Below are 13,864 nucleotides of genomic sequence, written 5' to 3' on the forward strand. Positions count from 1 at the left end.
CGCACCTATTTGAGAATATTGACGACGCGATCAACCGCCTTATTTGCCGTATTCTGCATCATCGTTCCGTTGTCCCCTTGAACGCTGACGCCAACCTGCGACGACGTGCTTACACCAACACCAGGAATCATTCCGACATTCCCATTCACCGATTGCATCGCATCGCCCACCGCTTTATCGAATTGGCCTCGAGCCGTCTGACACACTCGCTGCATCAACTGCTTGGCCATGGCTGCGAGAATCCCGTCCCACATGGAAGGGATGCTCACCTGGAAACCCGTGATGAAATCCAGACAAGACGAAATGGCGTCGTCGAATGTCTTACCAGGATCTTGGCGGGGCTGATAAGTCTGTACATAGCGGAGTTGCGCATCGCGCGATCCCTGCGCCAGATCGTTACAGTCCACCAGGCTTCGGCTGGACGAGCTGGACACATCGAGTGCCAGGACAGGCGGGGAGAAGATCAGGATGACAATCAGTGCTGCAGCGGCATTACGCATCGCTCGCCTCCTCTTCCTTCGCAGCACCAGGAACTGGCCAAGAAAAAACCTTCAAGGCGTCATAAATAATGAGAGCGATCCAGCCAGCGGTGAAGCAAAGTAACCACAGGTGCGAATAGTCGCGCAGATGAGGGAAATATCCTGTCGCGGCATAAATACGCGTCACAACATCTATATTTTCCGGGGAGCGAAAAAAGGCATTGCTCGCGATGGCGGCCGACAGAAAAAAGATCGGATGCAACCACCAGTATTTTTGTCTCATCCACAGACGATGCAGACCCAACGGAACCCACCAAAAGAACCAGGCAAGAATGACCGCAACAGCCTTGTAACTGAAATTCTTGACCTTGCTTTTTTTATTGTTCATTTGCCCCTCCTTAGCTGTGCCTTGCACTTAATTTCTGCACCTGGCGTGAAATCGCCAGGAACCGGCCTCGCGCCAGATGCAGCTCGAAGTCGGTTTGGTGCTCCATCCAATCCTCAGCGCTTCCGCCGAGCCCGATAGAAAGGCGTAAAGCCATCGTGGGGCTGATGCCAATGCGTCCGTTTATGAGATCAGAGAAATGGGTGCGATTGATCCCTAGCGAAGTTGCCGCGGCACTTATGCTCACCCCGAGAATTTTCAACTTTAGTCTGATGATCTGCCCGGGGTGAATTGCTTTAGTTGGCGCATTCACGGTACTTGTCCTATGTCGTGAGGATACCGTCAGCTTACCCCTATAGCATCGCAAAAACAAGCGCAAGCCATTGATTAATAATAACAAATAATACGCAATAATAACAACAATCCTATAATTCAGAGCGCATCATCTATTTTTCCCGCCAAACAGTGCGGCCTTTGGCCGCACCTAATTGGCGCGCCAGGAGGGCGCTACATCCCCTCGCCGGGTAGGCGTTCCCCGATAGGGTTGCTGGGGTGGGGGCGCGCAAACAGCGCCCCTCTAGCGTGCGGCGAAAGCCGCACTCCTTAACTGGCTGGCTGTGTCGAGGCATGTGGAAGCCTGAGTGGAGGTTTACGGTTAAAGAATGGTTAGAAAAATGGTTAGCGAAGTGGAAAACAGACCGCAATGCTCTGACTGACAATGGTTTTCTAAAACTCTGCCATGCTTTATCTGTCACGTTTTCATGCTTCATCTGTCACTGGATTCGTGCGTCATTTGTCACGGGATAACCCTCGGAACAGGACAAATTTATGTAATTCATGCTTCATCTGTCACGCTTAGGTAGCCTTGCTGCGCTGTCGGTCGCACCGGGGATCGACTTATCCACACCTACACTGATTGGGCAACTTGTCCGTTCCGATTTCGGTGACAGATGAAGCACGATCGGCGAAAACGTCATGCTTCATCTGTCACGGCCTATGCTTCATCTGTCACACTTTTGTGGATAACTGCGTATTCGTCTGGAGTGGCTTACTTGCCATGATGGATTCACCAGGACACGTAGATGCAGTCGTCCGCACCGAGATGGACGCGCTTGGCGATCTCGCGCGCCTCAAGCTCGGCACATGCCTGGCGCACCGTGCGCCGCCAGCCAGTCAAGGCTGCATTGCTCGATCCGCACATCTGGCTAAACTTCTTGATACCGAGAGGGAAGGGGTGCTTGTGGCTCTCAATATAGTCGGCCAAACGTCGGGCGACCGGCGATAGGTTGCGGTACGGCTCCCATGTATGGTTCGTGAAGGTGTTGCCGGCAAACAGCAGGACCAAATTCGGATCAATCCAGACGCGATAGTTTGTCTGCTTTCCTTCATAGTTGTTAATTGTTGTGTACTTGTCGATCAGAGATATTGCCCCACTCTTTCCATATGCTTTCTTGTTGAAAACCATAACTTCATTCGCCTTTAGGCGCGAGATGCATTCGCGGGCTTTGTCATAGTAGCGGCCGTTCTTCGACCACCCGACGTCCGAGACAAGCTGTTTGATTAAGAAGTCAAATGGTTCACCAAGCGGCACTCCCGTGGCATAGTGCAGGATTTGCAGCCAGACGATTTCATCGTCTTCCGCGCGCAATTCGATGCCAGTGAAGACGATCGACACCGTTTCATGGAGATGAAACAGTTGCTCGTGCTGCAGCATTCTGCGCGGCTTACTCTTGTTGCGAGCGGTGAACAGCGAACTACGAGCGTAATCGTTGGGAATGACGCGCTGACTTTGGTGAAGCGTCTCAGGAAAAAGTAGGTCGAGCTGGAACGGCTTGGCCGGGTTAATTCCCTTGCTATGGAGGTACGCCAGGCGCCAGGCCTTGTCACACTGATCGGTGGGGAGCGGTGTTCTCTTGCGCGCTGCGTCCTTTTCCTCTTTTGGGGTACTCATGCCTTGCCACCCATTGATAACTTGGTGGCCTGCTGCCGCCTAACACGTTCAGCCTTGGTCGGCGCGCCTCGTTTGCTTTTCGGCTTTGCCGGGCATTGAAGAGGATCAGGATCGGGGATGATTACAAGCGACGCGAGCCAGGCATCAACGTCCTGGGGGCGCCAAAGGTTGCGATTCGTGCCTGGAATGGCGCAGCGCGGCGGCAAGCTGCGTGGATTGCGGGTGAGATCGTGGCGAATGGTATGAACAGACTTGCGCATGATGCGCGCGAGGTCGTCCGTAGTGAGTAATTCACTTAGCAAAGCAGACATTTAGCACCTCAATGAATGCTCCTCCCACCAGTCGGTGGAGCAGACGAAGCGCTAAATAAAGATTTCGCGGAAACACCCCAGTGCGACCGTAATCCGCGTTTCCGGATCGCCTTTCAAGGGGATGCCGTTCATCCAGTCTCCCTGAGCAGGGAGAGCCGACATACTAGGCTGCGTACACTGAATACGCCAATGAGATTTAGAGGGACCATCCTTTATCCACGCCGTGGAGCCCTCTTTCACGGTGCAGCTATTCTCAGCTGCGGAGACTGGTCACGCAGCGCTGGATTGGCTTCAAACAGCATCCATCCTATGGCGGTAATTTGTCGATGTCAATACCAGAGTGCCAAAAGCACCAGAGCGTTAACCAGAGTACGCCAGCATTTGGCACAAATCCGGCACACTCACTGTGCCGGATAGTGGTTAATTGTGGTTAATTTTGGTTAAGGCTGTACAATAAAAAAAGCCCGCTAACTTAATGAATTAGCGGGCTTAATGCTTGGGGTGGCTGATGGGGCTCGAACCCACGACAACCGGAATCACAATCCGGGACTCTACCAACTGAGCTACAGCCACCACTGAAGAAACGGACCTAACTGGCCTGCCCGACAGGAATCGAACCTGTAACCCCCAGCTTAGAAGGCTGGTGCTCTATCCGGTTGAGCTACGGGCAGATTGTCGGACAAATCCTGGTCGGGGTGGAGAGATTCGAACTCCCGACATCCTGGTCCCAAACCAGGCGCGCTACCAGGCTACGCTACACCCCGAAGAGGCCGCATTCTACTTGGACCATGCGAAAAGGTCAATTGCAATCCGTTTTAAAGTTTGCCGTGTCATAACTTGACATGATGTTCTCCACCCACTAAGATAGTGACTGATTACTATCTTAGTGGGTTAAAGATGCCAAAGAATATCCCGATAGACAGTACTGAAAAACCCCGCAAGCGCCGCATGGGCGCGGAGGAGCGTCAGGAGGAGATCGTCCAGGTGGCAATCGACCTGGCTGCAAAAACCGGGGTGGAGTCGGTGACCACGCAAGATATGGCGGATGCGATGGGCTTGACCCAAGGTGCAATATTTCGCCATTTCCCGACCAAGGATGATATCTGGGTGGCGGCAATTAACTGGGTGCGCCGCCGCTTGATGAGCGTAGTGGAGGTCGCTGCAGCGCGTAGCGAGAATCCATTGGAGGCGCTGGAACGAATTTTTCTTGCCCATGTGTCGTTCATCGCCAAGCATCCGGCCATTCCGCGTTTGGTGTTCTCGGATTATTTGCTGCGCCGGGATGCCAGGCTGAAGCAGTTGATCCAGGAAATCATCACTGGCTACGAGTCCAGGGTTGCGGGTTTGCTTGGTCAAGCAAAAGCCGCTGGTCTTGCCCGGTCCGACCTCGATGAAGATAGCGCGGCAACCCTGTTTATCGGCATGATTCAAGGCTTGGTGCTGCAGTCCAACATATTTGGCGGTCGGCGTTCCCTGCTGGACGAGGCTAAGAAGGTTTTCCCGATTTACCTGAATGGAATCCGGTCATGGAATCCGGTCAAGGAATAATGAGGAACAAGTTTAATTGTGAGGAAGGCATGAAAATCCGGATAAAGCACTATCTCGTCCCCGCCGGTCTGGCCTTCCTGATTCTGGGGCCAGCAGTGCAGGCGGGCGAGTTGGGCGATCTGCTGCAGGCTGCCCTGCTGCATCCCCAGGCGCGCGCGGCAACCAGCCAGGCCGAGGCGGCGCGGGCGCAGAAGGATGCCGCGACCGGTCGGTATTTCGGCAGCGCTGCGCTGTCAGCCGGGTGGCACAATTATGAAGGCCAGCGCGTGGTGGGGGTTTATACCCCCGGTACGCCCGCCGTTCCTCTCATCTCCGACAGGATCAGCCAGACCGGGCTGGCCTACAGCTTGCCGGTGGACCTGTTCGGCGTGATCGCCGCAAACCAGGAACGAGCACAGTACGACCTGGATGCAGCCGAACTGCTGGCGCGCCAGCAAACCCTGCTCAAGCTGCACCAGACCGCCAGTGCCTATCTCACCCTGCAGGCGCTGCTTAAACAGCGCGAGGCGCTGGCCATTTACCGCCAGCGGGTCGAGGCCACCCACCAGCGCATCAAGAAGGAAGTGGATCTGGGCAAGGCGGCGGGTGTCGATGCCCGCTATGCCGAAAGCGAACTGGCTCGGCTGGTTGCCGACGAGGCCGTGCTCAACGGCGCGCTGATCCAGGCGCAGGCCGATCTTGAAGAAGCCGCCAGCCGCGAAAAATTCCTGCCGACTCGTGCCGATATCCATGTCCCTACCTGGGAAGACGCCATCCCCGATACCACTCTTCCAGCGCGGATCGCGCAGGCCCGCAGTGAGGCGGCGCGTGCCCAGGCCGATGAAAACCGCCGGGCGCTGCTGCCCGCGCTGAGCCTGGATGCCAATTATTTTCGTAATGTCGGCGGCGGCGACTACCGTGATACTTGGGCGGTGGGCGGCGTGGTGAGCCTGCCGCTGGGCGTGACCCAATACCGTCAGGCGGATGCGCAACGGCTTAATGCCCGGGCCGCCGCCGAGCAGAGCGAGGCCGCCGCGCGCGACAGCGCTCGCCAGTTGGAGAACCTGCGGGCCGCTTACGATGCGGCAGCCGCGGATGCCCTGGCGATGGAAAAGGAAGTGGCCTACCGCGAGCAGGTGGCAGCGGTGCAGCGGGAAATGCAGCGTCTCGGCAGCCAGACCCTGGAAAACCTGTTCAGCCACGAACGAAACCTGATCGACGCCCGCTACCGCCTGGCGCAAGCCAAGGCGCGCGCCGGGGCTGCCTGGTCTGCGGCCCAGGTGCTGACCGGATTGCCGACTGAAAACTATATTGCCCGAATGGATGCAAAATGAAAAAGAAAGCCGTCGTAGTGCTGATCCTTGTTGCCGTGGTGGGCGCCGGGGTTGCGCTGATCATGAAGAAGCGCCACCAGCTCGCCCAGGAAACAACCCCGCAGACGCTGCCGGTGGTGGTGACGACCCAAATCCTGCAAACCGGGCCGGTGGCGCTGACCCTGCGTACTACCGCCGATGTTCAAGCGGTGCGCGATAGCATGGTGGCGAGCCGGCTGACAGCCTACGTGACTGCCTTGCCGCTGTTTGAGGGCGAGCTCTTCAAGCGTGGCGACCTGCTGGCGCGGCTCGACATGAGCCCGCCAGGCCAGGGGCAAGCACAGGGTAGCTCGCTCGATGCCGATCTGGCTGCCGCCGAAAGCAACCTCAAGGCCGAGCAGGAACGCCTGCGCCGCTCCCAAGCCCTGTACCCGATCCAGGGCATCTCCCAGGAGCAGCTCCAGTCGGCCGAGGCCGCCTTTGCCGCTGCGCGGGCCCGCCATGCGGCGGCCAGGGAAAACCTGCGCAATGCCACGGTGATCGCGCCCTTTGCCGGCGTGGTCAGCCAGCGCCTAGTGCAGCCGGGCGACTTGGCCACGCCCGGCAAACCCCTGCTGAAGATCGTCGATACCACCTCCGGCAACCGTTTGCTGGTCAGCGTGCCGGAAACCGTGCAGCCGACGGCGCTGCGCGTCGGCGGCCAGACCCTGCCGCTGCGCCCGTGGCCGGAAGCCGGCCCGCAAGGCTTGCGTCGCTACGAAGCACGCACCCAGGATAGCGCCTTCATTCCCGGCGCGCGCATTGAAGTCCGGACGGTGGTGTTCGAGTCCAGTCAGGCCCTGTTCCTGCCCCGCGCCTGCCTGTTCAATGACGACGGGAAGTCCGCTACCGTGCTGAGGCTGCCGGACGACAAGAAGGTGGAGCCGTTGCGCATCGCGCTGGCGGCAGCGGGGGAGGAGGGCGCCGCCACGCTGGATAAGCGGCTCGCCGGCCAGCGCGTGGCCTGCGCCAGCCCCGATATCCTGACCCGGCTGGCTGCCGGGGTGTCGTTCCGCGTTCTGGGCGGGAAGTAAGCCATGCTGTTCAAATTCTTCCATGGCCGCCCTCTTCTGCTGAAAATGATTCTGGCGATTACCTCGCTGCTGGGCGTGGTCGGCTACCTGAACATGCCGCGCAACATGTATCCCGATGTGGAGCGGCCGCAGGTCACGGTGATCACCCAGTTGCCCGGTGCATCCGCGCTGACCGTGGCGCAGAAGCTGTCGCGCCCGATCGAGCAGGAGCTGTATGCCATCTCTCACGTGCGTGACGTGCAGAGCACCAACAAGAATGAAGTCTCGATCGTGCGCGCCGAGTTCAATTACGAGAAGGGGTTGGATGCGGCGCTGCTGGACGTGAATAACGCGCTCTCCAGGGTGCGCGGCAAGCTGCCGCCTGATGTGCCGCCTTCCAGCGTCTATGCGGTGGGCGGCTTCACTTCGCCGGTAATGGTGCTGGCGCTGTCGCCTAAGGCGGGCAGCGGCCTGACCCTGGCCCAGGTGCGCCTGCTGGCGGAAAACGATATCCGCACCGCCCTCGTCACCCAATCGGCAATTGCCAACGTGGAAGTGTTCGGCGGCTACGAGCCGGCGGTGCGGGTCGAGTTCGATCCCCTCAAGCTTGCCCGCTACCGCATTTCCCAGGCGCAATTGCAGGATCTGCTCAACAAGCTCAATCGCGACTGGCCGCTGGGCACCGCCCAAGGCAAGGACAGCAGCCTGACCCTCACGATCTACGGCGAGCGCGCCGATGTTGAAGCGTTGCGCCTGCTGCCGCTGATCCATGGGCTGACGCTGGGCGATGTGGCGGAGCTGAGCCTCGGCCATGCCGAACGTTATTCCGCCTACCACGGCAACGGCAAGCAGGCCATCGCGGTGGCGGTGATGCGCGCGCCGGGCGGCGCGGTACAGGCGACGATCGACGATATCGAGGCGCAACTGCCCGGCCTCAAGGCGCGCTACCCCAATATCGAGTTTGCCATAGCCGACACCCAGGGCGAGTTGATCCAGACCTCCAACGCCAACATGGTGGAGGCACTGCGCGACGCTATTCTCTTCACCAGCGTGGTGATCCTGTTCTTCCTTGGCAACTGGCGCGCGGTGGTGACGGCGCTGGTGTCGATCCCCCTGGTATTCCTTTCCACCCTGGCTATCCTGTGGCTGACCGGTAAGGAGCTGAACATCCTGGTCATGACCGGGATTATTCTGGCACTGGGGATGCTGGTGGACGACGCCGTGGTGGTGCTGGAAAATATCGAGCGCCATCTGGGCGAGTTGCATGAAGACGTGCAGACCGCGATCCGCAGGGGCACCGAGGAGGTGTTGTTCCCGGTATTCGTCGGCACCCTGGCCACGGCGGTGGTGATCGCGCCGCTGATGTTCGTCGGCGACTTTTCCCAGCAGATCTTCAAGCATCTGATCCTGGCGGTGGTGATCGCGGTATTCACCTCCTATTTCGTAGCGGTGACCTTCATCCCACGTCTTTCCGCTTTCTGGTACCGCAACGGCCTGCCGCCCAAGAACCGCCTCGAACTCTTTATGGAAAGACTTTACCAGCGCACCCTTGCGCCGGGGGCGGGACTCTATGCCGGTATGCTGCGTTTTGCCTTCAACGGCGGCTTTTTTCGCCGCATGATTCTCGTTATTCCCGCTTTCATGCTGCTAGTGTTCAGCTTCAAGACCATCATTCCGCTGATCGGCAGGGACGCGCTGCCGCCAATGGATACCGGGATCGTGCGGGTGCATGCGAAATTCAGTGCCAACGAGCCGGTGGATGTGGCGGAGAACCGGCTTAAGGAGTTTGAAGCACGCCTGATGCAGGACAAGAGGGTGCAACGGGTGCACCACCTTCGGCTCCGAAGCGGGGGTGATTTCCCTCGGCTCCGGCCAACTGCCGGCGGAGGCAACTCTCACCATCACCTATGTCAACCGTCTGGAGCGCAATGAAAGCAGCTGGCAGATCGAGGCGGACTTGCGCCGCCAGCTTGAGGCCCTGCCGGGGGTGACCATTGCCGATGCCTACGATTTCGGGGCGACCGCTCTTTCCACCATCAAGGCGCCGGTCGATATTCGCCTCTCCGCCGAAGACTGGCGGCTGTTGCCGGCTGCGGCAGAACGCGTCACAGCGGCTCTGCAAAAAGTCCCCGGATTGTCCTCGGTTTCAGTGAGCTGGGATGCCAACACCACGGAAGCCAGCCTAGTGCTGAACGAGGACAAGCTGCGCACGCTCGGCCTGACCCCCGATGTAGTGCTGGCCCAGTTGCCTCTGAAGGGCGCGGCCGTGGCCAGCATGAGCAAGCTGCCCACGGTAGGCGCCATCCCCGTTCGCAGCTATTTCAGCGAACCCTATCGATCGAACCCGGCCACCTTGGGCCTGCTGCCCATTCCCTTGCCGGATGGCAGCACGGTGAGCCTGGGCGAAATTAGCACCATCGTTAACCAGCCCGGGCTTTCCCTGCTCACCACCAATGGCAACCGCTACAGCCTGGATGTGCTGGGCTATCGCAATACGGCGCCGATAAGCGTGCTGAGCGAGAAATCCCTGGCAGCGGCGCAGAAAGTGCTGCCGCCGGGCGTGGAAGCCAGCGACAAGGGCGATAACGCAGCGGGATCAGATTCAAGCAAGCGTATGTTGACGGGTTTGGGGATGGGCATCTTGCTGTTATTTGGTGTGCTCGCCCCGGCCTACGGCAGCGTTGCCCTGGCCCTGTTGTCGATCATTATTCTGCCGCTTTCAGCCATCGGCGCGGTGTGGGGGCTGCTGGCCTTCAATAAAGCGCTGGCCTTGCCCGCCATTCTCGGCATCGTCCTGCTGTTTTCCATCATCATCAAGAATTCCATCCTGATGGTGGATTTCATCCAGGAGCGTCGCCGAGAGGGCAGCGGCGCATTCGAGGCGGCGATGGAATCGATCCGGCTGCGCTATCGCCCGATCCTGATGACCGCCTTCGGCACCATCGCCGGCATGATCCCGATCGCCATGCAGCGCGCGGTAGGGCTGGAGCGCCTTTCGCCGCTGGCCGATGCGGCGATCGGCGGGTTGCTGCTGGGGACAGTGCTTTCCCTGTTCTACCTGCCGATGTTCTATGTGTGGGTGTCTGAAAAAAGCGTTTCAAGAGAGGCAGAACATGAAAGTGGGCTTTAAGCGTTATCTCGTTCCCGCCGGCGTGGTGGTGGGCCTGCTCGCCGTTGCCTGGATCGCCATGACGTATGGGCCGATGGCGGTGCCAAAGGTGAAAACGATCGAAGCCGGTTTGGGTGATTTGCACCCGTCGGTATTTGGTGTCGGCACGGTCGAAGCGCGTTTAGCCTACGCCATCGGCCCGACTCAGGCCGGGCGGGTGTTGAGCGTACGGGTTGATCATGGAGACAGCATTAAGGCCGGTCAGATTTTGGCAGAGATCGATCCTGTCGATCTTGACGAACGCATGAAAAGCGCTGGTCTGGCGGAGCAGCGGGCGCGGCTCAATGTGCAATCGGCCGAGGCACAAATCAGGGAAGCGGCGAGCCGCCACAAACAGGCGCAGGCCAATGCGCAGCGCTATCAGGATCTGGTGGCGAAGCATTTCGTCAGTCAAGAGGCGGCGGAGTCGCGGCGCAACGACGCGGATATCGCCCAGGCCGCGCTGGATGCGTCGAAATCCAATCTGGAAGCCATACGTCGCGACATGGCCAAGGCCGGATCGGAGCGGGATGGCGTGGCGCTGCAACGCGCCAACCTCAAGCTGGTCAGCCCGGTTGACGGCATCGTCATCGCCCGCGAGGCCGAGCCCGGCAATACCGTGGTGGCGGGGCAGGCCGTGCTGCGGGTGATCGATCCCGCCAGTCTGTGGGTGAGGGCGCGCATGGATCAGTCCAGTTCGCGCGGCCTTCAGCCAGGACTTCCGGCGGAAATTGTGTTGCGCTCGCGTCAGGGCGTTGTCCTGAAAGGGCGGGTGGCACGGGTCGATATCCAGAGCGACAGCCTGACCGAGGAGCGACTGGTGAACGTCGTCTTCGACCAGAAGCCAGGCGAGATTTTTGTCGGCGAACTGGCCGAAGTCACGGTGAAGATGGCCTCCTTGAACAATGTACTGTTCGTGCCCAGCGCCGCAGTCAGGCGGGTGGAGAATAAAAACGGCGTGTGGCGGGTGGAGGCTGGCAAGGTGCGGTTCTCCCCGGTGACCATCGGAGTGCAGACTCTGGACGGTCGCACCCAGATTCTGAACGGACTGAAGGCGGGTGACGCGGTGATCGTATACAGCCCGGTGGACCTGGAAGAAGGCAAGAAAGTGAAGGCAGGCAAGGCGGCATGATCAACCTTGCCTACCGCGACATCGCCAATGGTTTTGGCCGCTATCTACTCACCAGCTTCGGGCTGGGGCTGCTGATCGGCGCGACCCTGACCATGGCTGGGGTTTATCGGGGCATGGTGGACGACGCCAAGGCGCTGATCAATGGCAGCGCCGCCGATATCTGGGTGGTGCAGCGCTATACCCTTGGGCCCTACGCTGAATCCTCCACCCTGCACGACGATGCCTGGCGTAGCATCGCCGGCTTGCCCGGGGTGGCGGAGGTGGGCAATGTGGCCTATCTCACCATGCAGGTGAAGCACAAGGACAAGGATGTGCGGGTGATGATCGCCGGCTTCGAATCGGGCAAGCCGGGCGAGCCGATGCGGCTAGTGGCGGGCAGGCCGGTGACACGCTCTCATTATGAAGCGGTGGCGGACGTCAAGACTGGCTTCCAGGTCGGCGACAGGGTGCGCATCCGCCGCCACGAATACATCGTGGTGGGGCTGACCAGCCGGATGGTGTCGTCGGGCGGCGACCCGATGCTGTTCATTTCGCTTAAGGATGCCCAGGAAGTGCAGTTTCTCAAGGATAACGACGCCATCGTCGGCGACCGCGAACGGCTGGCTGCCAACCCGCAGTTGAATCGTCCTGGCATACCCGGCTTGCTCGGTGCGCTGGAGGCCGACCGGTTTTCCAACCATAACGTCAATGCCGTGCTGGTGCGCGTAGCGCCCGGCACGGACGCGCGCCTGGTGGCAGACAGCATCCTGCGCTGGAAGCGTCTGCAGGCTTACACCCGCGCAGACATGGAGCAAATCCTGGTGGCCAAGCTGATCGCCACCTCGGCCAAGCAGATCGGCCTGTTCCTGGTGATCCTGACGGTGGTGAGCACCGCCATCGTCGCGCTCACCGTGTATACCATGACCATGAGCAAGATCAAGGAAATCGCCGTGCTCAAGCTGATCGGCGCGAAAAACCGGGTGATCGTCTCGATGATCCTGCAGCAGGCGCTGGGGCTGGGCGTGATCGGCTTTGTCATCGGCAAGACGGTGGCGACCTTCTGGGCGCCGATCTTCCCGAAATACGTACTGCTGGAAATGGGCGATGCCGGCCGCGCCTTTGCCATCACCATGGTGATTTGCACTCTGGCGAGCATCCTGGCCATTCGCGCCGCGCTCAAGGTGAGCCCGGCGACGGCGATCGGAGGCGGTTGATGGCTGAGCATACAGAGAAGCCCGCAATCAAGTTGGAGGGACTGGTCAAGCGCTACGGCAGCGGCAGCGCTGCGGTCGAGGCGCTGAAAGGGGTGGACATGGAAGTCTATCCCGGCGAAGTGGTCGGCCTGCTCGGCCCCAGCGGTTCCGGCAAGACCACTCTGCTGCAATGCCTGGGTGCGGTGATCGACCCGACTGCTGGGCGCATCACGCTGGGCGGCGATGTTACCTTCGACGACGGCTGGAAAATTTCCGATCTGCGCGAATTGCGCCGCGACCGCATCGGCTTCATTTTCCAGGCGCCGTATCTGATCCCCTTTCTCGATGCCACCGAAAACGTTTCCCTGTTGCCGATGTTGGCAGGCAAGCCGAACGGCGAGGCGAACGCCCGCGCTCTGGATCTGTTCAAAGTGCTGGATGTGGCGCACCGCGCTGGGGCGCGCATTTCCGAGCTGTCCGGTGGCGAGGCGCAGCGCGTGGCGATCGCCCGCGCCCTCGCCAACAACCCGCCGATCATCCTGGCCGACGAACCGACTGCGCCGTTGGACAGTCAACGTTCCCTGACGGTGATGCGCATGCTTAATGAATTGGCGGCGCAGTATCGAACCGCAATCATCGTCGTCACCCACGACGACAATATTATCCCGACATTCAAGCGCCTCTACCGCATCCGCGAGGGCAAGGCACACGAGGAAGCGGGGGAGGGAAGGGCGTTCGACGTGTAGTACTGAAAAGGCGATATCCGTGCGAGATAAAAAGGAGGAGTAAACAAGTTGAAGGGGTGAGCAAGACCAGAGGAAACATCGATTGACAATTATCTGACGTAACCAGGAGAAAATATGCATTCATCATTTATCAAGGCAATTCGCCTCGTGGCAGCAACCGGGATCGTACTGAGCTTGACCGTGGCGGGCCGGGCGGCGACGGCGCAAGACCACGACCATGAGCAAGGCGCATCGTCCGGTGCGCCGTCGGTCCTTTCGCTCAATCAGGGCAGGAAATGGCCGACCGATGCCAATCTGCGCCAGGGCATGGGCCGCATCCGTGATGCGATAGAAGAGCCGATGCCGGCCATTTATGCCGGCAAGGCCGATTCCGTCCAGTTCGAAATCCGGGCCAGACGGGTAAATGAACAGATCGCCTTCATGGTGCAGAATTGCAAGCTGGACAAGGAAACCGATGCCATGCTCCATCTCGTGCTGGCGGAGATCATCGCCGGCGCGGAGGCGATGGAGGGAAAAAACAAAGAATTGGATAGGCGCGGCGGCGCCGTGAAGGTGATGCATGCACTGGAAAACTACGACCGCTATTTCGATCATCCTGGCTGGCGGCCATTGACACCGGGCAAATTCTGACCATCACGATAGCGCCTT

14 protein-coding genes and 3 tRNA genes are annotated in these 13,864 nt (G+C 59.7%); 9 read left to right on the forward strand and 8 right to left on the reverse strand.

What is annotated here, in order from left to right; genetic code table 11:
- Positions 1-5 precede the first annotated feature (5 nt).
- The 8 genes from VMV64_RS00615 to VMV64_RS00650 form a co-directional block, all read right to left on the reverse strand.
- Positions 6-500: a hypothetical protein gene (locus tag VMV64_RS00615; RefSeq protein WP_325328006.1), complete on the reverse strand. Its 495-nt coding sequence runs from the start codon at positions 498-500 to the stop codon at positions 6-8.
- A complete protein-coding gene (locus tag VMV64_RS00620; RefSeq protein WP_325328007.1) occupies positions 493-867 on the reverse strand; it encodes a hypothetical protein in 375 nt (124 codons plus the stop codon). Before VMV64_RS00620 ends, VMV64_RS00615 begins: the two co-directional genes overlap by 8 nt.
- Positions 868-877: 10 nt before the next feature.
- The gene (locus VMV64_RS00625) at positions 878-1,177 is read right to left on the reverse strand and encodes a HigA family addiction module antitoxin (protein ID WP_325328008.1); all 300 of its coding nucleotides are present in this window, start codon (positions 1,175-1,177) and stop codon (positions 878-880) included.
- A 753-nt stretch (positions 1,178-1,930) separates the two neighbouring features.
- On the reverse strand, positions 1,931-2,815 hold the full coding sequence (gene trfA, locus VMV64_RS00630) for a plasmid replication initiator TrfA (RefSeq protein ID WP_325328009.1): 885 nt from the start codon (positions 2,813-2,815) through the stop codon (positions 1,931-1,933).
- Entirely contained in the window at positions 2,812-3,126 is a 315-nt protein-coding gene (locus VMV64_RS00635; RefSeq protein WP_325328010.1) for a hypothetical protein, read from the reverse strand. The genes trfA and VMV64_RS00635 overlap by 4 nt, the downstream gene beginning before the upstream one ends.
- Before the next feature lie 497 nt (positions 3,127-3,623).
- Positions 3,624-3,699 (reverse strand) — tRNA-His (locus VMV64_RS00640).
- A 21-nt stretch (positions 3,700-3,720) separates the two neighbouring features.
- A tRNA-Arg gene (locus VMV64_RS00645) sits at positions 3,721-3,797 on the reverse strand.
- Between the two features lie 16 nt (positions 3,798-3,813).
- Positions 3,814-3,890 (reverse strand) — tRNA-Pro (locus VMV64_RS00650).
- A 133-nt stretch (positions 3,891-4,023) separates the two neighbouring features.
- Here VMV64_RS00650 and VMV64_RS00655 point away from each other — a divergent pair.
- The 9 genes from VMV64_RS00655 (at position 4,024) to VMV64_RS00695 (ending at position 13,846) form a co-directional block, all read left to right on the forward strand.
- Positions 4,024-4,674 carry a TetR/AcrR family transcriptional regulator gene (locus VMV64_RS00655; RefSeq protein ID WP_325328011.1) on the forward strand — a complete coding sequence of 217 codons (651 nt, stop codon included), beginning with the start codon at positions 4,024-4,026 and terminating at the stop codon, positions 4,672-4,674.
- A gap of 29 nt (positions 4,675-4,703) precedes the next feature.
- A complete protein-coding gene (locus tag VMV64_RS00660) occupies positions 4,704-5,987 on the forward strand; it encodes a TolC family protein (protein ID WP_325328012.1) in 1,284 nt (427 codons plus the stop codon).
- The gene (locus tag VMV64_RS00665) at positions 5,984-7,039 is read left to right on the forward strand and encodes an efflux RND transporter periplasmic adaptor subunit (RefSeq protein ID WP_325328013.1); all 1,056 of its coding nucleotides are present in this window, start codon (positions 5,984-5,986) and stop codon (positions 7,037-7,039) included. The genes VMV64_RS00660 and VMV64_RS00665 overlap by 4 nt, the downstream gene beginning before the upstream one ends.
- Positions 7,040-7,042: 3 nt before the next feature.
- Positions 7,043-8,950 carry an efflux RND transporter permease subunit gene (locus VMV64_RS00670; RefSeq protein WP_325328014.1) on the forward strand — a complete coding sequence of 636 codons (1,908 nt, stop codon included), beginning with the start codon at positions 7,043-7,045 and terminating at the stop codon, positions 8,948-8,950.
- Positions 8,871-10,148, forward strand: coding sequence for an efflux RND transporter permease subunit (locus tag VMV64_RS00675; RefSeq protein WP_325328015.1), 1,278 nt, complete (start codon positions 8,871-8,873; stop codon positions 10,146-10,148). The genes VMV64_RS00670 and VMV64_RS00675 overlap by 80 nt, the downstream gene beginning before the upstream one ends.
- Positions 10,132-11,298, forward strand: coding sequence for an efflux RND transporter periplasmic adaptor subunit (locus VMV64_RS00680; RefSeq protein WP_325328016.1), 1,167 nt, complete (start codon positions 10,132-10,134; stop codon positions 11,296-11,298). Before VMV64_RS00675 ends, VMV64_RS00680 begins: the two co-directional genes overlap by 17 nt.
- On the forward strand, positions 11,295-12,491 hold the full coding sequence (locus VMV64_RS00685; RefSeq protein WP_325328017.1) for an ABC transporter permease: 1,197 nt from the start codon (positions 11,295-11,297) through the stop codon (positions 12,489-12,491). The genes VMV64_RS00680 and VMV64_RS00685 overlap by 4 nt, the downstream gene beginning before the upstream one ends.
- Positions 12,491-13,216, forward strand: a complete 726-nt coding sequence (locus VMV64_RS00690; RefSeq protein WP_325328018.1) for an ABC transporter ATP-binding protein — start codon at positions 12,491-12,493, stop codon at positions 13,214-13,216. The genes VMV64_RS00685 and VMV64_RS00690 overlap by 1 nt, the downstream gene beginning before the upstream one ends.
- A 114-nt stretch (positions 13,217-13,330) precedes the next feature.
- Positions 13,331-13,846 carry a hypothetical protein gene (locus VMV64_RS00695; RefSeq protein ID WP_325328019.1) on the forward strand — a complete coding sequence of 172 codons (516 nt, stop codon included), beginning with the start codon at positions 13,331-13,333 and terminating at the stop codon, positions 13,844-13,846.
- The last annotated feature ends 18 nt before the right edge of the window (positions 13,847-13,864 follow it).

This window comes from Sulfuricella sp. (genome assembly GCF_035531155.1).
In the GTDB taxonomy this organism is placed as follows: Bacteria; Pseudomonadota; Gammaproteobacteria; order Burkholderiales; family Sulfuricellaceae; genus Sulfuricella.